This window comes from Nitrospirota bacterium, assembly GCA_016214845.1.
GTDB lineage: Bacteria > Nitrospirota > Thermodesulfovibrionia > UBA6902 > UBA6902 > SURF-23.
On record JACRMS010000026.1, the window covers coordinates 1 to 24,254 of the forward strand.

Consider the following 24,254-nt stretch of genomic DNA (forward strand, 5'->3'; position numbering starts at 1 on the left):
ATTTCGTAGTTGCAACTCCGGCAGTCGAATGACAGTTGTAGCAGTTGCTGTCTGTTGTTCCGGCAGGTATGGTCTTGCCTGTGATATGGCATTCTGAACAGGTTGTCTTTATAGCGGAATGCGCCCCGCTGAATGAGAACGAAGGATGAGAATATGCCTTTACGTTGGCCCATGTGCTTGCCGTTGAGTGACATGCTGTGCAATCATGGGGATAACCAGTTGATACATGGTTAGGAGCTGACTGGTACTGTGCTGCATGACATGTATAACAGTGGTCGCTTGAGGTCCCTGCTATTGAGCCGGGGTAACCATTTGTATGGCATTTGTCACAAATTAAAGTATTGTGAATACCGCTTAACTGAAATGACCTGTGCAAATACTTGGCCTGTGACCAGGTGGATTCTGTGTGACAGTTAGTGCAAACCTTGGTGAAGCTGTTTGCGGTGTGTGAAGGCGCCGCAACTTTCTCATAAGATGTAGCGGAAGCCACGCCGGAAATGGAATGGCAGTTATAACAGTCGCTCTCGGTTGTGCCGAAGGGCAATACCCCGGAAGAGACATGGCATGTTGAACAATCACCAACTAACGAGGAATGAGCGCCTTTGAAACTAAAGGCTTCGTGGCTGAATGATACCTGTTCCCATGTGCCAGTTATATCATGGCATTCCGTGCAATCATGAGGATATCCTCCGGCCACATGATTAGGGGCCGACTGATAATCTTTCTGGTGACAGACATAACAATCCGTAGGCGTATTTCTATAGTTCCCGTTTTTGTGACAGTCCGTGCAATCCGCTTTTCTGTGGCCGCCTACAAGCCTGAACCCGACGCCTATGTGTTTGAAATCCGGCGGGATCCAGGACTGCTGCCTGTGGCAGTCTCCGCAGAAGCGTCCGAACTGATTGAAATGCACATCCTTATGACAACTGGTGCAATTTGAGTCCAGGCCCTTGAAGTTCTTTGACTTCTTATGACATTCGCTGCAGCTTAATGTGTTATGAACACCTTTAAGCTCGGACGTTAACGGATCGTGAAGGAATTTTCTCGGTTCCCAGCTTTCGGGTATGTGGCACTTTTCACAGGCCTTCTCGAATTTTCCGTTGTGCTGATCTTTATGGCATGTTATGCATTTGTCATATTCAATAGGCTTGAATTTGCCAATGGTCGCCTGCTTCTGGCTGCCGAATTCTGCAAACTGGACTTCGCTCCTCTGATGATGACATTTCTCACAGGCAACTTCTTTGTGTTTGCCCTCAAGCTTGAAACCTTTATATTCTCTGGCATCGTGCCTGAATGTGATGTTCTTCCATTTCTCCTGAACCGTGTGGCAGGAGTCGCATCGCTTGTCTTTGAACTGTTCCTTATGGACGTCAAAATGACAGTCGTTACACTTTTCATATTTTATGGGTTTTAATTTGCCAACGGCAGCTGTTTTGTTTTTGTTGAACTCTTTAAAAGGCGTCTCGCTTCTTGGATGGCATTTCTCACAGGCAACTTCCTTGTGTTTGCCGTCAAGCTTGAAGCCTTTATATTCATTAGAGTCATGCTTGAATGTAATATTTTTCCATTTCTCCTGGACGGTATGACAGGAGTCGCACTTCTTGTCTTTGAATTGTCCCTGATGAATGTCAAAGTGACAGTCGCTGCAAAGCGCATGAGCAACCGGCTTGATCTTTTTAATTACCTTTTCTACCTGTATGCCGTTTGTCTTGATGATGGTCTTTTCTTCAGGGTGGCAAAGCTCGCATGAAACCTTTGAGTGGCTGCCCTCGAGTTTGAAATCGCTCAGCTTGGCATTATTATGATCGAATGTCTGTTCTTTCCAGCCCTTTGTGCTGTGACAGCTTTCACATTTGTTGTCCTTGAGCTCTTTGTGCACGTCACTGTGGCAGTCACTGCAATTCTCCGACTTGACCGGTTTGAATTTACCGGCTGTCGCCGTTTTACTCTTATTGAACTCCTTGAACTTTGTCTCGCTTCTCTGGTGACATTTCTCGCATGAGGCTTCTTTGTGTTTGCCGTCAAGTTTGAAGCCTTTATATTCATTGGAATCATGTTTGAATGTGGTATTCTTCCATTTCTCCTGTGCCGTGTGGCAGGAGTCGCACTTCTTGTCTTTGAACTGTCCCTTGTGGATATCAAAGTGGCAGTCGTTGCAAAGCGCGTGGGCGATCAGTTTGAATTTCTTGACCTGCTTTTCAACCTGTTTGCCGTTCGTCTTCACAGTGGTCTTTTCTTCGGGGTGGCAAAGCTCGCATGAAACCTTTGAGTGGCTGCCCTCGAGTTTGAAATCGCTCAGCTTGGCATTATTATGATCGAATGTCTGTTCTTTCCAGCCCTTTGTGCTGTGACAGCTTTCACATTTGTTGTCCCTTATGCTTTTGTGAATGTCATTGTGACAGTCAGTGCAGCTTCCGGATTTAATAGGTTTAAATTGAAGGACCTTGTAAACTTTGCCGTCCTTTTCTTTATTGCCTTTCACCTGAACTACCGGATGGCAGCCTTCGCATTTCGCTTCCGTGTGTTTTCCGGTAAGCTGAAACTTTGAATTCTTGTCATGCTCAAACGACATGTTTTTCCAGCCGGTGAAGTTGTGGCATTTAAGGCAGTTATCAGGCAGAGTTTTCCTGTGAACATCAGTGTGGCAATTGAGACATTCCTGGGACAAGCCAAGATATGTCTTTTCCTTTTTATGACACGAGCTACACGTGGTCTTGTGCTTGTCTTTTAACGCAAAGCCCGTTTTTTCATGGTCAAAATTATCCTTATCAAGAGGCATTATATTAAAGTCTTCGCCTTTATGGTCGATGTGGCATTCAGTGCATCTCTTCCCGTTTAACTGGGCATGAAGACCTTTACTTTTCTTAATTCGCTCAACGAGCTTGTCATGGCATGACAAGCAGGACGAATCGGAAATCCCCTGTCCTAAGACGTGGCAGGAGATACATTTCTTAATAGTGTCCAGGTTCTTGTGAGATTTTGTCAGCTTCCCCGGAGAAATCATATCGGCGAAGCTTGCTCCAGAGAAACAAGAAAGCAAAAAGACAACAAATACGATAATCTTACCTTGTGTTATCATACTTTCATCCTTAATCCGTGCAACATATTCCATTGTTAGGCCAGGCTCCTTTTTTCTGTTGAACATTTTCGGAAGACAGGAAGGATCTTATATTGTAGGCAGTCTCTTGTAATTATTATTCTTACTTGATCCATGTTCTTTATTAGAGTATTTTATTATCTTATAATTGATTTGAAAAGGCGGTCTGTGATTGACCGCACAAAAATGCTTTTTCAATAAAAAATTTTCAAAGGCATCGGATAAAACAACGCCTGCTGACTCCTTAAATTGCCTGTGTAACAATAATTCCCGGTATAAATGTTTTTATGAGAAGGTAGAGAGTAATTCATATATCGGGACGTCTATAAAGCAATGTTTGTGCCATCCTGCTAACTTGTTAATATTTTGAAAAAGCAGATAGGACCGAAGAATCAGAAGTGTATTCTATTCATACACTGTTTAAAGGAGGGGAACAGGGAATCGTTTAATATGAAGGGGTTGTTGCGGTTTCTTTGTGCATGGAAAATCATACAGCGGGCCTTTAACGTATGTAGTTGAATAAGAATAACTTTCATCTTACGTTCTTATGCTGTAATGAATCATATCCGGTTGATATTATCCCAAGTACATCATTTTTTACAAAATATAAAAGGGGCGCCTTCTTATAGTAAAGGCGCCCCTTTTCAAAACTCCTCAAGTACAACTGATAACCTAATTGTCCTTAATACACGATAATTGTGTTTGCCTCAAAACATCCGCTGCTGTCCGCGGTCCCGTAAACATCGACCTTGACGCCGGCGGTAAGGTCTGCAAAATTGGTCATTTCACTTGTGACCGCATCATCCGTATCTTCTATTTGAAAGATATCCACATTGTCTGAGATGCCGACACATGTTGTCCCGACATCAAAGGTCTTCAGTATGAAGTCTATATTGCTTATGGTCCCGGAAACTTTATCTGAGGTCGTATCAAGCAAAATGAAGGCGGCATTGAGAAGGACCGGATTGTTATTTAATAATAGTATGCCGTCAACAATCGCGTGGACGCCTTCATGAATTGAGGACTCCGGGAGGGGGTCACCGTTCGATGAATAAATTTTTGTTTCCGCGTGAATACCGGCCTTTATCGGAGATGCCGCCTGGATGCCCTGGTCCTGGTCCAGTTCAAAATCAAATTGTCCGCCTGCACCGTTTTGTGAAATGACCCCTGAACGGACCATGCCTGAGAATTGCGCAAACTCCCCTATTTCCACTGTAACTGCCGACATTGTCATTTCACACGGCGTGTTGTCATCGTCTTCAGGAGAATCCATCATATAAAATCCGATGACTGTTACCGGACTGTTTTCAGCAAGGTCATCAAATGTTGCAGGACCTCCATCCCGGATCGCGCTGAAAAAAGACGTGTCGTCAGGAAGGCGGACAGTCAAACAGCGGTCTCCTGCGTCATCATTATTACCCTCTACAGGCTGGCCCATGTGCATGCCTGATGCGGTCATCATATTATCGCCGGGTATCTCTTTCAGCAAGAGATTGAATGTATGATTGACCGGGTCCGGATTGCTGACAGTGCCTTTTATGCGCATTAGCTTGCTTTGGTCCACATGATGAAGGACATCAATGAAAACCACCGGCCTGAAAATATATTTTTCCTGGTTCCCGGTCCTTACAATATGAATGGATTTCTCCGCGTCCATATCCAGTTGAACAGCAACTGTTTTGCCGGAAACAACGGTGAACATCTCACGCAGATTAAGGTCTATCTTGCCGTTTGCGGGCAAGTCAGGGTATATCTTTTCTCCGGTGTCTTTCTTGACCAATTCTATTTTCTCAACATATAGCCTTATCTTGTTGTATTGCGCGGCGGACACATTGTTCCCAACAGAAAACAGCATGGTCTCATCTTTCAGATCGAGCAGATTTAAGGTCTTGATGCCCGAAAACACCGTGACGTTCCGGTCATTGGATATCAGGCCGATCCGGGAAATCGTGATGTTAATCTGTGAAAAATCATCTGCGGGAGAGTCTTTAAGAAAGACCGCTACGCTGCCGCTGCCGCTTTGAGTTCCCTGTGATGTATTGGAAGACCCTCCCCCGCTGCCGCCGCAGGACGAAATGATCAATGCTGACAGATATAAGACAATAAAAGCTAAAAAAATATTTCGGTTGTGTTTCATTATAATCTCCTCCTTTTAAAATATTTGCGGTCAAAGACCGAATTGATTGTCCGCCTATTAAGCAATCCTTATACCACATTTATAACTAACTGAATTTATGAAAGTTGAAATATCCGGATTGAAGCGGGCGTGCATGGTTTTTCAATCAATGGCCGGAGAAAGAAATGTAAAATCTATTAATCAATTGGACTGTTACGGCTTTCTGTCCGTTGAAGGCAAAAGCATACACGATGTAAGGATGCTTGAGTATTAAAACTTGCCGGGTAAAATTATTATTGGATGGTTATATTTCTTTGAAATTTACGTGAAGACTTCGTCATCAAAAGGGACGCCGCCGATTGATTCTTCCATATCTTTGAGATCGTTTTCTGCTATTCCGAGGATATCAAGGGCTGAAAAATCAAGCGGGTAATTCGGGTCTTTTTCTGTGGGGCTCAGGATATTTCTTGTGGTTATATAATCGGCAATATGTATCACGGCTACCTGCTTCAGATTTTTTTCTGCTCGTGACGGTGTGTGATGGTACAGGTTTGAATCTATAATGATGTCGGGCAGGTCCCATCCTTCCGCAAGCCATGATCCGATCTCCGTGTGGTTGAAATCCAGTACTTTTTTCTCTGCGGCAAGCAGCGAATCCTCTTTCTCAAATGCCTGTAGCACTTCCTGATATTTGTCCGTGAAATACCTGTTCATGACCAGATACCCCAGGTCATGCAATGTCCCGCTCACCAAAACATCTTCCGCAATGTCCATTTTTAGGTTCCTGGAGATCAGCCTCGCGGTAAACCCGACTGAAACGGAATGGTTGAATATCCGCTGGTAATCGAAGGACTTTCCCCTCCTTCCGTCATCAAGCATGGTCATTAAAGAAATTCCGAGCGCGACATTTTTAACATTGTTGAATCCCACGCGCATTATTGCCGTCTGAAGCGCGTCGGTATGCACCTTGAACCCGAAAAAAGCAGAGTTGGCAACGCTCAAAACCTTCGCGGAGATAGCAGGGTCTTTTTCTACAATGCTCTCAAGTTTGTCAACTGACAACAAGTCATCGCCGATAAGCGCCAGAACTTCTTGAGCAATTACAGGAATGGTGGGGAGCTTCCTGATCTTCTGAACGTAAGACTTTAACGAATCATTCATAGCTGTATTATTATCGTCTTTTCAGTGCAATTTCTTAAGTGGAATATTATCATCTGCTCTTTGAATCAAGCCATATTGTCACAGGCCCGTCGTTAATTAATGATACTTCCATATGCGCGGCGAATATGCCTTCTTTAGCAGTTAATCCTTCTTCTCTCAACATGTTATTGAACAGCTTCCAGTATTCTTCGGCTATATCCGGACTTGCTGATTGATCAAAACCGGGACGGTTGCCTTTTCGCGTATCAGCATAAAGGGTAAATTGCGACACGCTCAAAACCTCGCCCCGGACTTGGTTAACATTTAGATTCATCTTCCCCATCTCGTCTTCAAAGATGCGGAGGTTCGCTGCCTTCCTGGCAAGGTACTCAATGTCATCTTTATTGTCATCCTTGCCTATTCCGGCAAGAAGCAGGAGCCCCTTCCCTATTTCCGTAACAGCCTGTCCATCCACAATTACTTTTGCGGTCTTGACCCTTTGGATCAGTATTCTCATGTACCGGCCTTTCTTAAATAAACACTGTCAATAAGTTGCAGCGGATCCAGCAGCCTCAGGATTTTCCGTGCGCTTATTATTTCCCAGTCAAGCTGAGCATATTGCACGACTTCAGATGACCATCCTGTTGAAATATGTAAATGAGGGATAATTCCGGCCCTTGCCTTACCAGATACTGTTGCGATAACATCGCCTTCCCTTACAACCATGCCGGCATGTAAACCATCAACCGGATTTGTATGCCCGTAGATCGTACACCACCGGATTTGATCATTGTCAGGGAGTTTGTGCTCTATGATAACAGACTTGCCGAGAAAGTCATTTATAATTCCGGCAAAAACTCCGTCATACATTACAGGAATTTTCATGTCCTCATTAAGACGATGGACCCCGCCCTGCCCGTCCTTATAAAAACAAAAATCCACACCCTCATGAGGGGTGTCCCGCCTTCCCTGATCACCCCACCATTTATTCAAATCATCAAACAGCATTCCTTTATAAAAGACCCATTCTTTAAAACTGTTTTCAAGGGCGTTCTCCCTGAAAAAAATTTCAGTGAATCGTGATTTTCTCAGTGGTGGAATATTCATGGCGTTAAATTTTAAATCCATTCTCGCTTAATCACAATATTTTCTTCTTACGCTGATTTAGATTATACGATATTATTTTTATCACAAGGTATTCAAGGTTATTAAAAAAGCGGGTTGGCAAGAATGCTTTGTGTTAAAATACTAAATCTCAATTATGCCTAACGAGCTGATCGAAACCATAACCAGCCAGGATGATCCCATCCGCAACCGTTCCATTACCTCACTTCTGCGAAACAAAAATAGTAAAGAACTCATCCAGCTTGCTGATGAAGTTGAAGCCTTCCGGAAATCCTCCGGCAACCTCTACCACAAAGTAAGGGCTTCCCTGTTTCTCTTTGTGATCTACAGGTATTACCTCCAGGTCAATAAAGATATACTTCAATACGGCAACATCCCCTTTGAAGGCGTCAAAGCTGCCTTTGAAAGAGACTTTGAACTTGCCATAACTACTTATCTGACTGAAACAAAAAGCCCCGGCGGCCAAAACAGCGCCGTCTTCAGCGCATTGGCGGAATCATACTACAACCTTGCTTTTAAGTATTTACTCGATCAGGTAAAGTTATCCATTAGCCAATGTACGGAAAACTATCTGCTTTTCAACATAAAAGGAATTGATGGTTACCCGTATTCTGCACCCGTAGAATTGACAACGCCGGACCCTGAAACAGGGCTATATCCGGTCGGGATGGATGCCTCGCCTGTCAGGCTGGACCCGTCTCACAGCGGATGGTCCGACATATTTTTCCTCGGAATGGATTTTCCCGAAGGCGCAAAGGTCGTAAACCTGTCGGTGAACATGAGGGTCCACAGTAGCGATGAGCGGATACTTCCTCCATGTGAGTGCTACACCCGCTTTATTGAAGAACCTGTTATTCACCTGATCTCAATCGACCTGAAGTCCTCAAAAAAAATATCCACTTTGCAGGAGCTTTTTAATTTCGGCAATGATTACCTCTCCCTTCTTAAAGCCGGAGTAGTAGCGTCCGGTATTGTGCCTCCCTGTTTTGAAGGCAGGAATATTCCGCTTAAAGATTTATTACATAAACTGCTTGGCAAACCCGGGGGCATAGAGGTAGTGACAAAGGTCAACGGCATCCCAAAGGGTTCGCGACTTGCCGTCAGTACAACACTTATTTCGACGATCATAACCCGCCTCATGAGATTCAGCGGCCAGATCAAAAACCAGACAGGGACATTGACCGAACTTGAAAGGCGCACAGTGGCGTCGAGGGCAATCCTTGGAGAATGGCTTGGCGGCTCAGGCGGCGGCTGGCAGGATTCAGGCGGCCTGTGGCCGGGGATAAAAGTGATAATGGGAAAGCTGTCAGGACACGGCGACACTGAATACGGTGTGAGCAGGGGCTGCCTCCTGCCTGAGCACAATGTGTTCTCCTGGGAGGAGATCTCAAAAGAGGTGGAGCAAAAGATCATTGATTCGATGGTGCTTGTTCATGGCGGGATATCGCAGGACGTGGGTCCCATTCTTGAGATGGTCACTGAAAAATATCTCCTTAAATATGAAAAGGAATGGAAAGCCCGGCTAAAGGGGATCGAACTGTTCACCAGTATCGTTGACGCATTAAAGATTGGCGATATGAAAGCACTCGGCAGGCTGACCACCGAGGATTGGGAAGGCCCGATACAGGACATTGTTCCATGGGTGAACAATGCCTTCACGGAGGCTTTAATCAATAATGTAAAAAATGAGTTCAGTGACGATTACTGGGGATTTCTGATGCTTGGCGGGATGTCAGGCGGAGGCATGGCGTTTATTGTGAATCCTGCGATCAAAACCGCTTTCAAAAATAGAATTGCTGAGATCATGCATGAGCTGAAGCAAATGTACAACTCCTCCCTGCCCTTTATCATTGATCCCGTGGTATATGATTTCGAGATCAACCATGAAGGTATAGCAGCGAAGTTATTGAAGGGGAAAGAAGCGGTGATGCCTGAGATTGAAGGCGTTCCTGTTTGTCACCCTGAACTTGTTTCAGGGTCTAATGGAGAGATGCTGAAACGAGTTCAGCATGACAGTCCGATAACCGAAGATCAGATTAAAAACCAATTCGGCTTCGATGTCCGCTCTCATGAGCATATGAAGGCCCTGTTAAAAAAAGGCGAGATCGGTCTTTCAAAAAACCGCCTTCCTTTGACAACTAAAATTGAAGACGTTTCGCCTGAGGAAATATTTCATTTTGAAGAGTTTAATTATTCCCCTCTATCAAGAGGGGTTAGGGGTGTGTCCTCCCCTCCTTTAGAAAAGAAAGGTGAGGGGGGATATTCCGAAACAGGCCTCGCCGCCCTCAAAAATAACGAAGTCGCCGTAGTCACTTTTGCCGGGGGCATGGGCAGCCGCTGGACGCACGGTGCAGCCGTCGTGAAATCCATTAACCCTTTTATTAAAATGGACGGCGCGTACAGGACATTTATTGAAATCCATCTTGCCAAGAGCCGGAAGACAGGAAAGTTATCAGGCCGCAATGTCCCTCATGTCTTCACGACAAGTTACTTAACACATGATGCTGTGTTCAGATACCTCGACAGATTTAACTACTTCAGCTACGAGGGGAAAATATATCTTTCTCCGGCAAAGTCCATAGCCCACAGGGTCTATCCGATGGAGCGGGACCTGCGCTTTCACTGGGAGGAACAGCTTCAGCAGAAGCTTGATGAGAATGTACAGAGGGTGCAGGATGATGTCCGCCGCGCATTAATAGAGTGGGCAAAATCAAAAGGCGAAGGGGAAGATTACAGCGAGAACAAGCCGATGCTGAGATTCAACCCGCCCGGACACTGGTATGAAATTCCGAATCTCATAAAGAACGGTGTGCTCGCGCAGATGCTGAGGGACAACCCAAACCTCAGGTATCTTTTCTGTCACAACGTCGATACATTGGGGGCGGATGTTGATCCGCACATGCTCGGAATGCACATTGAAAATAAAAAGTGCATGACGTTTGAAGTGACTCCCCGAAGAATAGAGGACGCGGGTGGAGGCCTGGCAAAGATCAACGGGCACGTCAGGCTCGTTGAGGGAATGGCGCTCCCAAGGGAAGAGGACGAATACGGTCTGAGTTTTTATAATACAAACACCAACTGGATAACCATTGATCCCATGCTCGAATATTTCGGGCTGGACAGGAATGTGATCTTGGATGCTGAGAACAGTCCGGAGAAGCAGGACAAAATACTTGACGCCATACACGCGGTTGAAAAAAAGATCCCGGCATACGTAACGTTAAAGGATGTAAAATACGTCTGGGGCAGCGGACAGGAGGATGTTTATCCCGTTGCCCAGTTTGAAAAGATCTGGGGCGACATGACAGGCCTCACGGACCTTAAGACAGGTTTTGTGTCTGTTGCAAGATACAGAGGCCAGCAATTGAAAGAGCCCGCGTTATTGGACACGTGGGCGAATGACGGGTCGTTTGAGTATGTGAAAGGGAAAGCGATCTTTTAGCTGCGGATTATGCAGATGGACGCATATATAGAAAAAATATTATTGACCGAAAATACCTTTAAAGTTGTCATTCCGGCAGGTCGTAAGCCGGAATCCAGTTTTTTGTTAAAAGGCTCTGGATTCCCGTTTACTGACTACGGGAATGACAATTCATAAATTGGTTAACACGGAGGAACTCATGTCCAATAAAAAGGTGGCGCTGATCCACGGCGACAACAGGAAAGAGAACATCAAGAAATGTCTCACGTTGATTAGAGAAGATTTGGAGCCTATAAAGAAGGCAAAGAACATTCTGATCAAGCCGAATCTCGTGGCGCTGAAACCGGACTTCGCAAACACCAATGTGGAGGCCATAGAAGCCGTCATCGAGTTCACCCGCACTCTTGCCCCTGATACACCGATCACTGTCGGTGAAAGTTCCGCCACCGCGTTCTACAGGAAGCTTCCTACAACGAAGGTGTTTGAGGATTATGATTATTACAGGCTTGAAAAGAAATACCGCAATGTGAAGCTGACTGATTTCGACAACGATAATGATGTGATGGAAAGTCCCATTCACTCGGTTGTCGGCGACACGCACCTGAGAATTTCAAAACGTGTCCTTGAATTCGACTACAGGATATCGCTCGCAATTCCCAAGACGCATAACTTCGCGCAAGCGACATTCGGAATTAAAAATATGGCCGGGCTTGTTTTAAGACAGGACATGGCAATGATCCACGGGATGAAAGGCGGAGTTGAAGTTGACGCGCCAAAGACACTCCTTGACAGACTGCCGCCCGGCACTGTTTCAAAGGCGAGAAGAAAACTTCCGCCCTGGCTGATAAACTTTTTGTTCAGGCAATACCCTGCCTACCGCAAGAGCGTAAAGATGATCCATCACAACATTGTCGAATTCGCAAAGAGGACCTGGCCTGATCTGGTGGTGCTTGATGGATTTACTTGTATGGAAAACAACGGCCCTGTTGACGGCACCCCTGTTGACATGAGAATAGCGATAGCCTCCGCTGATCCGGTTAAAGCCGACGGTGTCGCGGCAAGGGCGATTGGTTTTGAGCCCGAAGAGATCGGTTATCTTTATTACCTTCAGAACGAAGAGAAGATGGGGGACTATTCTCTCGAAGGTCTTGTGGGGGACGATCTAAATAAGATCAGGAAAGTCTTCAAACGTCACGGGACGTATGATATCCAGAGCCAGTGGAAATGAGCCTACTTTTGAACTTCCCAACTTTAAGAACCTAAAAAGTTACAATGTCCCGGTTCGTTCACCTTTTGTACTTCTGCACTTCCGCTCTTTTGCACTTTTGTTTCAGCAGTGTGTTCCTCGTTCAACTCCACTGACTGGTTATAACCTCATTTCTTTTTAGGTTTCTTATTTTGTTCCTTAAAATATGTTATTTGTCTCTCAATCATCTCCAGAATTTCATCTGGAACTTCTTCTCTTGCCAATAGTCCAATGACAACCGCACGAGCTATGCTTACGTCATAATCAATGTCGTTATAAAAACCCATCATCCATTTTGAAGGACCTTTATCATACTCATGAATATGAACACTTAGTTCGCCGCTGCTCATCTTGCCTATTTTCCAATCCTCAAACTTTGCCGACAGCTCAATTAAATGTTTTTTTATTTCTCTTTCATGTGCTTCCCTTTTCAATTCAAGAAGCTTCTTTTTCAGACTTTTTGAATTTGTCATTTCTTGTTTAACTCAAGCATCTATAATCTTTTTAATTTTCTCTGCTGCAAGCTTAACTTCAGCTTCAATGAGCTTGATATTAAATGCTTGCCCAACTATGTCTGATACAGCTTTTTCTACATTGTTTTGATAAAAAAAGCCAAGAGTCGCAAGTATGTCGATAGCTTCTACTCTATAACCGTTCAGATCTTCTACGACCTTTGCTTTTTCTCCAAGAGGATGTCTATTCCATTATTTGTTATGTCCCGATTATTTCATTCAGCCCTTCGACTACTTGAGCAAGTTCTTCTGGAGATACTCTTCCAAGTTTCTTCCCGATTCTCTCAACAGAAAGAGTTCGTATCTGGCTGATCTTTACCCATGATCGTTTTGGTAGTTTTTCAGTTTTCAGCTCCAGCGTCAAAGGGAAACCTGCTTTCTGCGGCTGGCTGGTTAATGTCATCGCTATGACTGTCCCGGAATGTTCGTTAAATATATCTTGACTCAAGATTAAAACAGGTCGCATGCCTGCTTGCTCATGACCACGCACGGGATTTAAGTCTGCCCATCGAATCTCACCCCTTAGTATTTTGGCCATTCGCTTAAATCCTCGGTTAATCCTTCTTCAGCCATAGCTTTCTCGAAAGCCGGATCCAATTTGGCACATTCTTTCGCCAACCGATTACGCTCTAATCTTTCTATCTTTTCGTTCACAGCTTCTTGAATTGCCTGACTACGGTTTATAAAAATGTTTTCATGAACGAGATGGTCTAAGCGACTAATTGAATTTTGATCAAGGGTAATTGCAATTTTTGCTTTACTCATATATTCACCTCCCGGTATTACTACTTATCATACCGGATACCAGAATTACGGTCAAGATGTTTTCATTGGTATGGACATAACAGTTGACTGTTTCAGACCACCGAATGACTTAAAAGAGCAAGAAACCGTTTTGAACTTCATGAATCTATGCTTAGAATATGATCTGGATGCCGCTGATTTGAAATTAAGTCAGAGTATGTTTTTTATATCGCTCGCATGACGGATTTTTTCAAAATCCGTGACGGGTGATCTTTGCCCCTTGACAACCGGAGGCCTTATAAGTGTTATCTATTCCTTTTACTTTAGATATTTCTCTATTGTCTTAAGTATTCTATATAAATCAATTTCTTGATAATTGTTTGATAAAGGTAATAAACGTTTTCCCAATCTATTCCTGCCCAATCGTTTGCTTTCAATGTTCCATTTAAAATATCCTCGAAGTTTGTCGTATATGTTGACTTACCATTAAAACGACCAGCCTTAATATCGTCTATGAATGTTTGAAATGTGTTCAGTTGTTGAGAATAGTGGGTATATTTAACTCTGGCTGACCAATTTAATGTGTTCTTAATTTTTATGATTAAACTTATCTCATTTTCATTTTCTATTTCCTTTTCTTTCAATTTTCTTGTTAAGAATGGTCCCCAATCTTCTTTATTATGTTTCTTCCCACAGGCTTTTACTTCTTGGTCAGGTGCTCCCATGATTGTCTCAAAAATGGTTTGAAGTTGCGACACCTTTTGAAATATGTTGTCGTAATACTTAGGCTTCGATCCAATTGTATACAAAAAAGGTCAATTATATTTCGGAAATTATCATCTTCATTATATTTCTTAATGAAGCAATTGTGAAATTCTGTAAAATTTATTTTATTCGGTAGTTGGCTATGAAAAGTATCTATTTCATCGAAAGATATTTTGAGCCCTCCACCCGTTTCATATTTTTTGCATAATTTTTCAGTTACTTCATTTATATTTGCTCCGGTTTCTTTAAATATTGATAAGCCTTGCTGAATTGATGAGAAGAAATATATATCACTTCTAAGAAATAAAAACTGGTAACAAAAAATAAAAAGATTAAGTCTTGGGCGAATTTCTTTATTATTCATCTCAGAAGCAATAATTAATTTGCATTGCGATAACTTCAATGCTCCAACTTTTTTGGTAGCAGGAATAATCCAGAAGTTCTTTAACTCGATTGCTTTATCCGGTTGATATAAGGCACCTGTCACTTCAATGCAGTTAAGCTCCATAATCGTAGCCACTTTCTAATAGATAACAGACATTAGATAGAATGTCTCATATTTAATAAACTACAATTTGTCATTAAGTAATAAGTGACATTGTTAGTTATCACTTAATACCAACTTATTAACTTTTTCCTGCTGACACTGTGTGTAGTGACAGGGTCTTTATTTATTCCAGCGCATCGTCCCACTTGATATGGAAATATTCTAAAGCAAGGTCTTCGAAATATCAATTAAAAAAATCGAAGAATAATTTCCCTTTCAAAGGCGCACATGTTTTTTATATAATTAAAAAGTCTTTTAATTTTCTTGCCGCACCTTTAACTTTAATTTTCCATGAAACGAATTCCTGAACCGGATTTAATGGATGATGCCGAGCAGGCAAAGGCTTACGCGGACACTGATTTCTCAGAACCGCACGAGGCCTTTGTTAAACATTTCACAACCCGTTTTCCTGAATTCTCTTACGGTGAGGCGCTTGACCTCGGATGCGGAACGGCGGACGTCATTATCAGAATGGCAAGGGCCTTGCCCGGAGTGAAGATCACTGGCATTGACGGCGCGCAGGCGATGCTTGACATCGGTATCCATGATGTTAAACAGAAGGGGTTTGAGCAGCAGATCAAACTGAGGAAATGCGCCCTGCCCGCCCCTGAACTGTCCGGGAAAAAGTTCGACGCGGTCATATCCAACAGCCTGCTCCATCACCTTGCCGGACCGCTAATATTATGGGAAGCAGTCAGGCAGTGCGCAAAACCCGGAGCGCCGATTTTTGTTATGGACTTACTGCGCCCTCATGATGTAGAATCAGCAAAGGCCCTTTTACAGCTTTATGCTGCTGATGCCTCGCCTGTTTTACAAAAAGATTTTTATAATTCCCTGCTGGCATCTTACAGCGTTGAGGAAATTCAACAGCAGCTTGAGGCGATGGACCTTGACCATCTCACAATCGATATTGTCAGCGACCGTCATGTATTAGTATGGGGAAAAAATCGTGAACACTGAGAAAAGCGAATTTCTCGGGACAGCATTCAGGGCTTCAATGCTTGCAGGGGAAGTTGTTCTAAATAATCTTGGCAAGATCTCTCCGGATGACATTGATATCAAGCAGGCCTCGGATTTTGTAACTACCATTGACAAAGAATCAGAGAAGATCATCATTGATACGATCAGGAGGAAGTTTCCAAGTCATCATTTCCTTGCCGAGGAATCCCTAAAAGAAGCGCAGACCACGGAGTACCGCTGGATAATTGACCCAATTGACGGCACGACAAACTTTATTCACGGATACCCTGTATTCTCCATTTCAATAGCGCTTGAATTCAACAGAGAAATAATTATGGGAGTTATTTTTGATCCGCTGCGGGAAGAAATTTTTACCGCGGAAAAAGGGAAAGGCGCATTCCTTAACGGGAGGCAGTTAAAGGTCTCCGGGGTAACTAATCTCGCAAACGGCCTTGTTACAACCGGGTTCCCCTTCCGCAAAAGAGACCTAATCGACAACTATTTAATGCTCTTTAAAAATATCTTCAACAGGGTGAGTGACATCAGGAGGGCCGGCTCCGCTGCGCTGGACCTTGCATATGTCGCAGCCGGCAGATGTGACGCGTTCTTTGAAATAGGACTGGGTCCATGGGACATTGCGGCTGGAAGTTTTCTGATCAAAGAAGCAGGCGGCGTTGTCACTGATTTCGGAGGTAAAAGAGATTATCTCTCAACAGGAAACATCGTGGCCGCCAATCCCGCAATACATGGAGAAATACTGAAAGAGGTCAGGAATGTGTTCGGGGGAATGATAGCCGGATGACACTCTTTCGTGAATAATTTTTCAAGGCGAATTTTTTTCTTTCCTCCACTTGACAACTAAAAAACTTATGATATAGTTTTTTCATGCAAACATCCGAAAGTAAAAAAATAAGGGCCGCGTGGGCCTTATTCATTATCTTTCTGTTCGTATTTACCCTGCCGCAGGCATTTGCTCTCACGTTGGACGGCGAATCAAAAACTTACTTTCAGTCCAGGGAGACCCTCGATTCAGACAGCATCTCTCCAATCTTTGAATATCTCGATTTCACTGTCGGTGACCTTGGCAGGGAAGAGGTCTCTTTTCACTTCGGCGGCTGGGCAAGATACAAAGATAACGGGGACATTGGTTTTTCAAAAACGTCCAACAGCGATCTTCAGTACGCGTATCTCAGCTTTAAAAAGAAGACCGACAACGCTGTCATAAATCTCGGCAGGCTCTTTGTCTCCGAAGGCGTTGCCCTTGAGCAGATAGACGGCTTTTATAAACGCGCTGATCTCAAGGGAGGATTCGGGGTCGCGGTCTTCGGCGGTGTGCCGGTTGAGACTGATTTCGACAGCCGCGAGGGCGACCTGGTATACGGGGCAAGGGTCACTCACGGCAAGGCCGGGCTTTACACTGCCGGTATTTCCTATCTAAAGGAGAGGAACGAGCACGACAAATTCAGGGAAGAGAGCGGCTTTGATATCTGGCTGCTTCCGGTTGACAAGGTAACAGTCCTCGGCAGGTCTTCTTATAATGTGACCGATTCGGGCGCGATGGAGCACTCATATTTTATAACGCTGGGCCCGTTTGAAAAATTCAGGATCTCACCCGAGATCTACTGGGCTGATTACAAGCGATACTTCACTTCGCAAACAACGAGCGCCTTCACATTTCAAAGCAGCATTATTGATCCCAAAGAGGAACTGCTCATGCTTGGCGGAGAAGCCTCGTATGCTTTTACGGAAGACATTCTCGTTGCCGCTAAGTACAAAAATTATAACTATGATATCGCCGGAAGCGCGGACTTTTACGGCGGCAGCATCACGTACTCTGTTTTCGGGACGGGAAGCGCGGGGCTTTCCGTCTACCGCATGAGCGGCGATGGTGAGAGTTTGAAGTATACTGAATACAGGGTGTACGGGAGCAAGAAGTTCGGGAAGGCCGACATAACAGCGGATTTCTTCAATGTGGCATACGCCGCGGAGATCAATGATGTGAAAAATGCCTATGCCGCTTCGGTTGCCGCGGGATATGATTTCAACCGGAAGATGAGGGCGGCAGCCGACCTTGAGTACGGGCAGAATCCTTATTTTGACGAGGAAGTAAAGCTCTTCCTCAAATTCCTTTACCGGTTCGGCACGGGGGCCTGAAATGAAAAGCGGACACATAAAAGCATTAATAATGATTTTTCTACTAACGGTCTCCGCTGTTATCTTTAACTGCGCGGGGCACAACAGCATTGCAAGACTTCATCCTGTCGAATTAGAGACAAAACCCCTCTGCAGCGAGTGCCACGCCGAAGAGTTTGCCGCGATTGACCACACAAGCGATTACGGCACAAGGCACAAGTTCCACGCGACACAGAACCAGAATACATGCAAAGTCTGCCACAGGGAATCATTCTGCAGCGACTGCCACGCGAACAAGGAAGAGCTAAAGCCAAGCGACAAATTCAAGGACGCCCCGGGAAGGTCCCTGCCGCACAGGGGAGACTATCTCACCCAGCACACGATCGACGGCAAGATAAATCCTGCCGTGTGCTTCAAATGCCACGGGCGCAAGAACAACGAAAGGTGCGGCTCATGCCACAGATGAGAATAAAAGAAAGACTTATACTCGCCGCGCTGCTTGCCGCGTTCGCATTACTCTTTGCATGTGGTGATGCGAATGAACAGGCGGTTTTCAATTCTGACACAAACAGTCATCCCGAGGGCTGGGCTGATCCCTTATCAATAGGCCATGACAATTACCACGCTACCCTGATGAAGGAAGTATCTTCATCTTCAAGAGGACGTACACTCTTTGCCAGGCGCTGCGCCCTCTGCCACGGCAAGGACGCAAATGGGAAGATCGGCCCCAGGATATTCAATATCAGCGCGTCATCAATTGCCGGCGTCATCGGGGTGGTCCCTTTAATGAAAGGACAATCAGACCTGAGCTCAAGCGACATTCAGGCGATAGCAGATTATATAGCTGAGTTGAGGGACGGGGCAACTCCGGTAACGACCACGCTCAATACGGAACTATGTGTAAACTGTCACGGCAGTGATCTTGACGGAGGCATATCGGGGATAAGCTGCTTTTCGTGTCACAACGGACCTGACGGCAGTATCGGCCATCCCGGGCTCGCGACCCATGTATGGCATGAGGCAAAAGATGATCCTTTGCATTACCACGGCACTTATGGAAGGAGATTCAGTGCTGCCTGCACTAATTGCCACGGATATAATTTACAGGGACACGCAGGACCGGCGTGCGATAGCTGCCATGACGGCGTTACTGCCGCGGTACTGGATTTTGTGCCGCCTCCTATCGTGCCGAACCCGACCGGACAGAGCATTACATTAACTATTTCCCTGACCGGAAGCAGCGAAGTCCCGCCTGTTGTTACCACTGGCAGCGGGACAGCGACCCTGATTGTCGATCTCGATACAAGGGAGATAAGCGGCACTTTAGCCTTTTCCGGGCTGAGCAGCGCCGCGACTGCTGCGCATATCCATCAGGCCGCTGCCGGAGCGAACGGGCCGATTGCTGTAGCACTGACTGGCGGAGCGGGAGGGACATCTGGAGTAGGGACTGTACCGGCGACCATCCTTACCGAAGAGCAGTTCAATGTACTCAAGGCAGACGGGCTTTATATTAATGTTCATACTTCAAACAATCCGGCCGGCGAGATACGGGGCCAGATCATATTCACGGGAGTTACGCTATCTGCTACACTGTCAGGGGCGCAAATGGTGCCTCCTGTGGTTACAACAGGAAGCGGTTCCGCAACTTTGACAGCCAACACAAGCACGCGCGGGATAAGCGGGACTGTGACTTTTTCAGGACTCACGGGCAATGCCACCGCCGCCCATATACACCAGGCCCCTGCCGGTTCAAACGGAGGTGTGATTGCAGCTCTCACAGGCGGCGCTGGAGGGACATCCGGTACATGGACCATTCCTTCCGGGACCATCCTGACAGTTGAACAGTTCAACGCGTTTATGGCAAACGGGCTTTATTTCAATATCCATACCACGACTAACCTTGACGGCGAGATACGGGGACAGATCGTCTTTGCCGAGCTGAGCGGCGCACAGGAGGTCCCGGCGGTAACAACTTCGGGAAGCGGCACTTATGACATCACAGTCAATACCGGCACGGGTGAGATAAGCGGAACAGTCACATTTTCCGGGCTCAGCAGCAACGCCTCTGTGGCGCATATACATCAGGCTGCTGCCGGAGCAGTAGGCCCTGTTATCGTCTCGCTTGAAGGCGGAGCAGGGGCGACATCAGGCGTGTGGACCATACCAACAGGCACAATCCTGACCGCTGAACAGATCACCGCCTATCAGGCAAACGGGCTTTATTTCAATGTCCATAGCACGATCAACCCTTCCGGCGAGATCAGGGGACAGATCATCGCGCAGTAAGCGGTACGCTGATTTTTGTTTTTCATTCTGTGCTGCGGAAATAATTTACCCGTCGTTCCTTCTTCACGTGAAACTGAACACCACTGAGACACATCCATCACATTTCTCTGTGTCTCTGTGCCTCCGTGGTTGACTGCTTAATTATAGAATGAAATCTTCTGCCACTGTGTTCTCCAGAGTTCTTTATTAAGGACCCTGCGGCCTCTGCAGCAGGGCGTCTATCATTTGAAAGTTTATTTTTTGGTGTCATTCCCGCAAGCGAAGCGCGTCGGGAATCCCTCCGGATTTATGAACATAAAAAAAACGGGGAGGTCATGCAAGACCTCCCCGTTTGCGTTTCAACAACTGCTTTACTGGGTTGTGAAGGTAGAGGACTCTGTTTCTACTGACCCTCCTTTGCTGTCGTCAGCTTCAACTTTCCAGTAGTAGGTTACTCCAGACGACAGATTGCTTACCTGAGTGGTCACATCGGTTGACGCGATAGTCTGGCCTCCACCTCCGCCTCCTCCGCCTCCGCCACCTCCGCAGGCATAGAGGGACATTCCCGTGATAAGCACAAGCGACAGGAGCGCTATTGTCCTGTTCCGTCTGTTCATGCCGCCTGCAAAGGCAAGTCCGACTATCCCTATCATGCTCAGACCGCCAAGGCCTGCGTAATAGACATTCATTTTACCTGCTGACGCAGTAACAACAAGGTCCTTCTGGCAATCGTTCCCGCTGCCGATGAAGAACGGGTTATTGCAGACGCTTACCTTATAACTGACTGTGTCCGAATCCTGATCATTTGACTTTGTCCACTTGAGCGTAACCGGCATCGATACTCCGGTTTCTCCATTTGCAGGGGACACAATCTCAGGAGCAGTCGGCGTGAAGTTAGTTACAAATGTGGCTGTGTAGTTGGCCGCAAGAGCGTTTTGCGCGAGGTCGTCAACGCCGGTTGTGACGGTAAGCGTATAAGGCGTGCCGGACGCCAGCGGGCTGTCAGGAGTGAAAGTGGCTGTCTTTGTCGAGGAATCGTACGTTACGGTCCCGGTCACCGCGCCGCTTGCGGAGCTGAGCGTTACAGTGCTGGTAGTTATGGAAGCCCCGTGCATCTGCTCGCTGAATACCACGGTAAGCGCTGAGGATTTTGGGAATCCGCTGCTGCTGTCTGCCGGATTAGTCGAGCTGATTGTCGGCGGTGTATCATCAGGGGCAGCTCCGGTGAAAGTCCAGGATTTTGCAACCAATGGATTGCCCACAGCATCCGTAGCACCGGTTGTAATTGCAGCTGTATAAACAACCCCTACGGTCAGATTCGCAGATGGGATGAACGTTGCGGTGTTGTTAACAGTATCATATGTAACAGTTCCGGCAATAGCCGGTCCCGCAGGGCTCGTAGGTGTCACTGTAAAATTAGTTGCATTAATTGTAGCCTGCGCCATTGCTTCACTGAAAACAGCAGTCATGGTAACATTGCCTGGTGCAGAACTGCCATCTTCCGGGAACACGGCAGTTACTGTAGGCGCTATGGAATCGATAGTCCCGCTCACCAGAACATGCCCTGCTGGAATTGCAGTGTCTGTCGGAGGAACATGGATTGTCGCGCTTCTGGCAGCCGCGCCAGCCGTGCCTGAGAAGCGTACTGTGAATGAACACGATCCGGATGCGGCAATCGTCGCATTGGAGCATGTATCAGGAGCAACGACTGTGAAATCGGCAGTATTGGACGATGTAATCGCTCCGAGGGTAACTGCGGCCCCTGTTACATTTGTAACTGTAACCACACTGTCCGTAAATATAGGAGCAACACCTTGCTTGGAAAAGACAATCGACGCAGGCGAAACCTGCATACCTAATTTTTTCCCGGCGAGGAAAAACAGACTGGTATTTTCAAGGGTCTCAAGAACATTGCCTGAGGCGTCTATTCTGTCAACTTTCAGGAAATTGGTCCCGAAAGGGCTGCCGGTCACGGTAACCGGCGCTGCCGGACTTGCAAGATAAATATTCCCGGTTGCCGGATCGGTCACATCTTTATTGCCAACTGTCGTGCTCTGAAGGAACGGCCCTATTTTCCCGCCCAATGCGCCGGTAAAAACGCCCGGAGCAATTCCGACGTCTGCCGTGGAATTGATCGCTTTTATTCCTGCGGGAACGTTAGTAAAAGTATCCACACCATAAGGATGAGTAACGCGATAGGTGCCCGCTGTAGTAGTGTCAACCCTGATCCTTATTCTTGCAAAAACTGTCTGGTCCCCTTGAACAGGAACACCGTTGCCGAATGAGCCCTCAAGGGCGGCGCGATATATTATCTTTTTAGACACTGTAGAGGCATCGGCAATAAAATAAAAGAATTCCGCGGGGAAATTTAGCGGCGGCCCCGGAAACACGAGAGGCAGCGTTCCGTTAAAGGTCGCATCCGCCAGCAGAACACAATACACCGTTGAGTCAACGCAAGATCCAAGCGCAAGCCCGGTTGAGTCCTGATACCAGAATGGGTACCCATTTGGATCATTGGTCGGACTGACCGCAGTTAATCCAGCGTGTGTTGACTGCGCGGTTACCAACGATAACAAAATCACTATAACTACTAATAACTTTTTCAACATATTTTTTCTCCTTTCGTTTACATTATTTTTGTTTTACTTGTCCTTCACAGGTACTGTAGCTGCTGGCGGCGCATGATCTGACCGCGGGTTGACCATGATCAGTATTGTTGCCGCGAGACTGTCCATGCTGCCGTCATTGACACGGTACGTGAAGGCGTCTACAATTGGCGATTCAATCTTCGCTTTATACATGTATGTAAAAGAGCCGTCAGGGCTCAGCTTGACTGACGCGTTCGGATCTGACGGACCGTTCACCAGCACCGCGGTTAAAGTATTTCCATCCGGGTCAGTATCATTGGCCAGGACACCGGGGGACGCAACTGTCAGAGGGACAGACGCTTCAACCGTATACAGATCACCTGTTGGCGAAGGCACACGGTTCGGCCCGGCATTGTCCGTTATATTTTCTGTGTTACTATCGCCCGCTTGATCTGCACTTGGACCATCGCTGGGGGGGGCTGAGGACTTCATTCCATTGGCATAAGCAAATGAGCGTGCAGCGCCACCGGAAACTGTATTGACCTGTGGCTCCGCGGCTGAGGCTCCTATATCTGTTGTATTTGTGCCAGCCGTATTCTCCACCTGTACCTGAGCGGAAATCGGACCGCCATCAAGTGTGGACAGGCTGGCGTTGAGCGCAGTTATCTTCACTGCTTTATCAAACGTGAGCGCCGCAATAATTCCGCTTCCTTCTATGGGTGCTATGCGGATGATGCCCATGCGCAGGGTCCCCGGGGTGTTGGTATTGACTGCTGTCAACGCGCCGGATATCAACCCTCCATAAGCTACACTTGGAGCGGCAGCGCCGTCATAGGTTATAATGAGGTCCATAGCCGCGGCCTTCTCCACCTTTGTCCCTTGCAGCACAAAAACTCTGTCAGTAAACTGCGAGACAACGATAGTGGAAGCGGCACATGAATTTCGCGCAAGCCCGGGGGCAAAAGCGGACAATAAAATAATGATGCAGAAAATAAACTTTATATTAAATTTCAAAATAACCTCCTTAAAAACACACCCCTCGATCCTTCATTATTAGAGGGGAGGTTCTACGGCCCGCTGAAGACTGCAGTAACAACTGCATTTGCTGCCGTCACCGCCGGGATGGTTGCGGCATCGCCCGCATCTACGGCGATAAAGCTTCCCGGTGTCTGATTAATGCTGAATGTCGGCAGCGCTGCTCCATCAGCAATTGCAAAGGTCACCTTTATGATCGCGGTGGTCCCGGTGTTGAAGCCGTTAACTCCCGCGTTAACTAAGGCAATCCTTGTGCTGTTGGCGGCTGCGTCAAAATTGGCGGTGACGAGTGTTTGCGCCCCGGCAGCAGCATTGTTGATCGCGAATACCTGCTGAGCATTGTTGTCAAACGTCGCGCCTGCCGTGTTATTCAAAGTGAACTGAAGCCCTGCCAGGTTCGTGACCGCCTGATCAAATGCAATGGTGACTTCAGCGCGGGTAACCACAGTCGGGGTGTTGTCACCGCCTCCAGTGCCTCCACCTCCGCCGCCGCCACCGCAGCTAATTAAAGCCAGTGCAAAAAAAATATAAGTCAAATAAGACTTATAAGACATATCTTT

At 46.4% G+C, this 24,254-nt stretch carries 21 protein-coding genes; 8 read left to right on the plus strand and 13 right to left on the minus strand.

Going from position 1 to position 24,254, the window contains the following annotated elements:
- Both HZB61_07775 and HZB61_07780 read right to left on the minus strand, forming a co-directional pair.
- Positions 1–3,079 (minus strand): hypothetical protein (locus HZB61_07775; GenBank protein ID MBI5056495.1); only part of this gene is annotated, 3,079 nt, incomplete at its 3' end.
- A 700-nt stretch (positions 3,080–3,779) separates the two neighbouring features.
- A complete protein-coding gene (locus HZB61_07780; GenBank protein MBI5056496.1) occupies positions 3,780–5,234 on the minus strand; it encodes a DUF4382 domain-containing protein in 1,455 nt (484 codons plus the stop codon).
- Positions 5,235–5,331: 97 nt separating this feature from the next.
- Here HZB61_07780 and HZB61_07785 point away from each other — a divergent pair, with 97 nt between their 5' ends.
- Positions 5,332–5,487, plus strand: coding sequence for a hypothetical protein (locus HZB61_07785; protein MBI5056497.1), 156 nt, complete (start codon positions 5,332–5,334; stop codon positions 5,485–5,487).
- A 47-nt stretch (positions 5,488–5,534) separates the two neighbouring features.
- On the opposite strand, the gene HZB61_07790 is transcribed toward HZB61_07785, so the two are convergent.
- Genes HZB61_07790 through HZB61_07800 form a run of 3 tightly spaced genes read right to left on the minus strand, consistent with a single transcriptional unit; the run spans position 5,535 to position 7,481 of the window.
- A complete protein-coding gene (locus HZB61_07790) occupies positions 5,535–6,374 on the minus strand; it encodes an HDOD domain-containing protein (protein MBI5056498.1) in 840 nt (279 codons plus the stop codon).
- A gap of 49 nt (positions 6,375–6,423) precedes the next feature.
- Positions 6,424–6,870 carry a D-tyrosyl-tRNA(Tyr) deacylase gene (locus HZB61_07795; GenBank protein ID MBI5056499.1) on the minus strand — a complete coding sequence of 149 codons (447 nt, stop codon included), beginning with the start codon at positions 6,868–6,870 and terminating at the stop codon, positions 6,424–6,426.
- Positions 6,867–7,481 carry a M23 family metallopeptidase gene (locus tag HZB61_07800; GenBank protein ID MBI5056500.1) on the minus strand — a complete coding sequence of 205 codons (615 nt, stop codon included), beginning with the start codon at positions 7,479–7,481 and terminating at the stop codon, positions 6,867–6,869. The genes HZB61_07795 and HZB61_07800 overlap by 4 nt, the downstream gene beginning before the upstream one ends.
- Before the next feature lie 133 nt (positions 7,482–7,614).
- Between HZB61_07800 and HZB61_07805 the strand changes: the two genes are divergently transcribed.
- Both HZB61_07805 and HZB61_07810 read left to right on the plus strand, forming a co-directional pair.
- Positions 7,615–10,920, plus strand: a complete 3,306-nt coding sequence (locus tag HZB61_07805) for a UTP--glucose-1-phosphate uridylyltransferase (GenBank protein MBI5056501.1) — start codon at positions 7,615–7,617, stop codon at positions 10,918–10,920.
- 178 nt (positions 10,921–11,098) lie between these two features.
- The gene (locus HZB61_07810; GenBank protein MBI5056502.1) at positions 11,099–12,127 is read left to right on the plus strand and encodes a DUF362 domain-containing protein; all 1,029 of its coding nucleotides are present in this window, start codon (positions 11,099–11,101) and stop codon (positions 12,125–12,127) included.
- Between the two features lie 146 nt (positions 12,128–12,273).
- On the opposite strand, the gene HZB61_07815 is transcribed toward HZB61_07810, so the two are convergent.
- From HZB61_07815 to HZB61_07835, 5 genes are all read right to left on the minus strand, one after another.
- A complete protein-coding gene (locus HZB61_07815; protein ID MBI5056503.1) occupies positions 12,274–12,618 on the minus strand; it encodes a hypothetical protein in 345 nt (114 codons plus the stop codon).
- A gap of 238 nt (positions 12,619–12,856) precedes the next feature.
- Entirely contained in the window at positions 12,857–13,195 is a 339-nt protein-coding gene (locus tag HZB61_07820) for a type II toxin-antitoxin system PemK/MazF family toxin (protein ID MBI5056504.1), read from the minus strand.
- On the minus strand, positions 13,180–13,422 hold the full coding sequence (locus HZB61_07825; GenBank protein ID MBI5056505.1) for a ribbon-helix-helix protein, CopG family: 243 nt from the start codon (positions 13,420–13,422) through the stop codon (positions 13,180–13,182). Before HZB61_07825 ends, HZB61_07820 begins: the two co-directional genes overlap by 16 nt.
- A 314-nt stretch (positions 13,423–13,736) precedes the next feature.
- Positions 13,737–14,126 (minus strand): hypothetical protein, encoded by a 390-nt coding sequence (locus HZB61_07830; GenBank protein ID MBI5056506.1) that lies wholly within the window; start codon positions 14,124–14,126, stop codon positions 13,737–13,739.
- Positions 14,102–14,674, minus strand: coding sequence for a hypothetical protein (locus HZB61_07835; protein ID MBI5056507.1), 573 nt, complete (start codon positions 14,672–14,674; stop codon positions 14,102–14,104). Before HZB61_07835 ends, HZB61_07830 begins: the two co-directional genes overlap by 25 nt.
- 330 nt (positions 14,675–15,004) lie before the next feature.
- Here HZB61_07835 and HZB61_07840 point away from each other — a divergent pair, with 330 nt between their 5' ends.
- The 5 genes from HZB61_07840 (at position 15,005) to HZB61_07860 (ending at position 20,092) form a co-directional block, all read left to right on the plus strand.
- Complete coding sequence (locus tag HZB61_07840) at positions 15,005–15,673, plus strand: class I SAM-dependent methyltransferase (protein MBI5056508.1); 669 nt, start codon at positions 15,005–15,007, stop codon at positions 15,671–15,673.
- 37 nt (positions 15,674–15,710) lie between these two features.
- Complete coding sequence (locus HZB61_07845) at positions 15,711–16,475, plus strand: inositol monophosphatase (GenBank protein MBI5056509.1); 765 nt, start codon at positions 15,711–15,713, stop codon at positions 16,473–16,475.
- A gap of 83 nt (positions 16,476–16,558) precedes the next feature.
- Positions 16,559–17,827 (plus strand): hypothetical protein, encoded by a 1,269-nt coding sequence (locus HZB61_07850; GenBank protein MBI5056510.1) that lies wholly within the window; start codon positions 16,559–16,561, stop codon positions 17,825–17,827.
- 16 nt (positions 17,828–17,843) lie between these two features.
- Positions 17,844–18,272, plus strand: a complete 429-nt coding sequence (locus HZB61_07855; protein MBI5056511.1) for a cytochrome C — start codon at positions 17,844–17,846, stop codon at positions 18,270–18,272.
- Positions 18,260–20,092 (plus strand): CHRD domain-containing protein, encoded by a 1,833-nt coding sequence (locus tag HZB61_07860; protein ID MBI5056512.1) that lies wholly within the window; start codon positions 18,260–18,262, stop codon positions 20,090–20,092. The genes HZB61_07855 and HZB61_07860 overlap by 13 nt, the downstream gene beginning before the upstream one ends.
- A gap of 350 nt (positions 20,093–20,442) precedes the next feature.
- Here HZB61_07860 and HZB61_07865 read toward each other — a convergent pair whose 3' ends face one another.
- From HZB61_07865 to HZB61_07875, 3 genes are all read right to left on the minus strand, one after another.
- Complete coding sequence (locus HZB61_07865; GenBank protein ID MBI5056513.1) at positions 20,443–22,680, minus strand: Ig-like domain-containing protein; 2,238 nt, start codon at positions 22,678–22,680, stop codon at positions 20,443–20,445.
- Positions 22,681–22,713: 33 nt separating this feature from the next.
- Positions 22,714–23,511, minus strand: a complete 798-nt coding sequence (locus tag HZB61_07870) for a cadherin-like domain-containing protein (protein ID MBI5056514.1) — start codon at positions 23,509–23,511, stop codon at positions 22,714–22,716.
- A 215-nt stretch (positions 23,512–23,726) separates the two neighbouring features.
- Positions 23,727–24,248 carry a hypothetical protein gene (locus HZB61_07875; protein MBI5056515.1) on the minus strand — a complete coding sequence of 174 codons (522 nt, stop codon included), beginning with the start codon at positions 24,246–24,248 and terminating at the stop codon, positions 23,727–23,729.
- Positions 24,249–24,254 lie beyond the last annotated feature (6 nt).

Excerpts from the sequence above, each read along its gene's own strand:
- HZB61_07850 (MBI5056510.1), top strand. The coding sequence starts at position 16,559 with ATGCAAACATCCGAAAGTAAAAAAATAAGGGCCGCGTGGGCCTTATTC.
- HZB61_07795 (MBI5056499.1), bottom strand. The coding sequence starts at position 6,870 with ATGAGAATACTGATCCAAAGGGTCAAGACCGCAAAAGTAATTGTGGAT.
- HZB61_07825 (MBI5056505.1), bottom strand. The coding sequence starts at position 13,422 with ATGAGTAAAGCAAAAATTGCAATTACCCTTGATCAAAATTCAATTAGT.
- HZB61_07800 (MBI5056500.1), bottom strand. The coding sequence starts at position 7,481 with ATGGATTTAAAATTTAACGCCATGAATATTCCACCACTGAGAAAATCA.
- HZB61_07805 (MBI5056501.1), top strand. The coding sequence starts at position 7,615 with ATGCCTAACGAGCTGATCGAAACCATAACCAGCCAGGATGATCCCATC.
- HZB61_07810 (MBI5056502.1), top strand. The coding sequence starts at position 11,099 with ATGTCCAATAAAAAGGTGGCGCTGATCCACGGCGACAACAGGAAAGAG.
- HZB61_07865 (MBI5056513.1), bottom strand. The coding sequence starts at position 22,680 with ATGTTGAAAAAGTTATTAGTAGTTATAGTGATTTTGTTATCGTTGGTA.
- HZB61_07845 (MBI5056509.1), top strand. The coding sequence starts at position 15,711 with ATGCTTGCAGGGGAAGTTGTTCTAAATAATCTTGGCAAGATCTCTCCG.
- HZB61_07830 (MBI5056506.1), bottom strand. The coding sequence starts at position 14,126 with ATGGGAGCACCTGACCAAGAAGTAAAAGCCTGTGGGAAGAAACATAAT.
- HZB61_07790 (MBI5056498.1), bottom strand. The coding sequence starts at position 6,374 with ATGAATGATTCGTTAAAGTCTTACGTTCAGAAGATCAGGAAGCTCCCC.
- HZB61_07835 (MBI5056507.1), bottom strand. The coding sequence starts at position 14,674 with ATGGAGCTTAACTGCATTGAAGTGACAGGTGCCTTATATCAACCGGAT.
- HZB61_07860 (MBI5056512.1), top strand. The coding sequence starts at position 18,260 with ATGCCACAGATGAGAATAAAAGAAAGACTTATACTCGCCGCGCTGCTT.
- HZB61_07875 (MBI5056515.1), bottom strand. The coding sequence starts at position 24,248 with ATGTCTTATAAGTCTTATTTGACTTATATTTTTTTTGCACTGGCTTTA.
- HZB61_07870 (MBI5056514.1), bottom strand. The coding sequence starts at position 23,511 with ATGGACCTCATTATAACCTATGACGGCGCTGCCGCTCCAAGTGTAGCT.
- HZB61_07840 (MBI5056508.1), top strand. The coding sequence starts at position 15,005 with ATGAAACGAATTCCTGAACCGGATTTAATGGATGATGCCGAGCAGGCA.
- HZB61_07780 (MBI5056496.1), bottom strand. The coding sequence starts at position 5,234 with ATGAAACACAACCGAAATATTTTTTTAGCTTTTATTGTCTTATATCTG.
- HZB61_07820 (MBI5056504.1), bottom strand. The coding sequence starts at position 13,195 with ATGGCCAAAATACTAAGGGGTGAGATTCGATGGGCAGACTTAAATCCC.
- HZB61_07785 (MBI5056497.1), top strand. The coding sequence starts at position 5,332 with ATGAAAGTTGAAATATCCGGATTGAAGCGGGCGTGCATGGTTTTTCAA.
- HZB61_07815 (MBI5056503.1), bottom strand. The coding sequence starts at position 12,618 with ATGACAAATTCAAAAAGTCTGAAAAAGAAGCTTCTTGAATTGAAAAGG.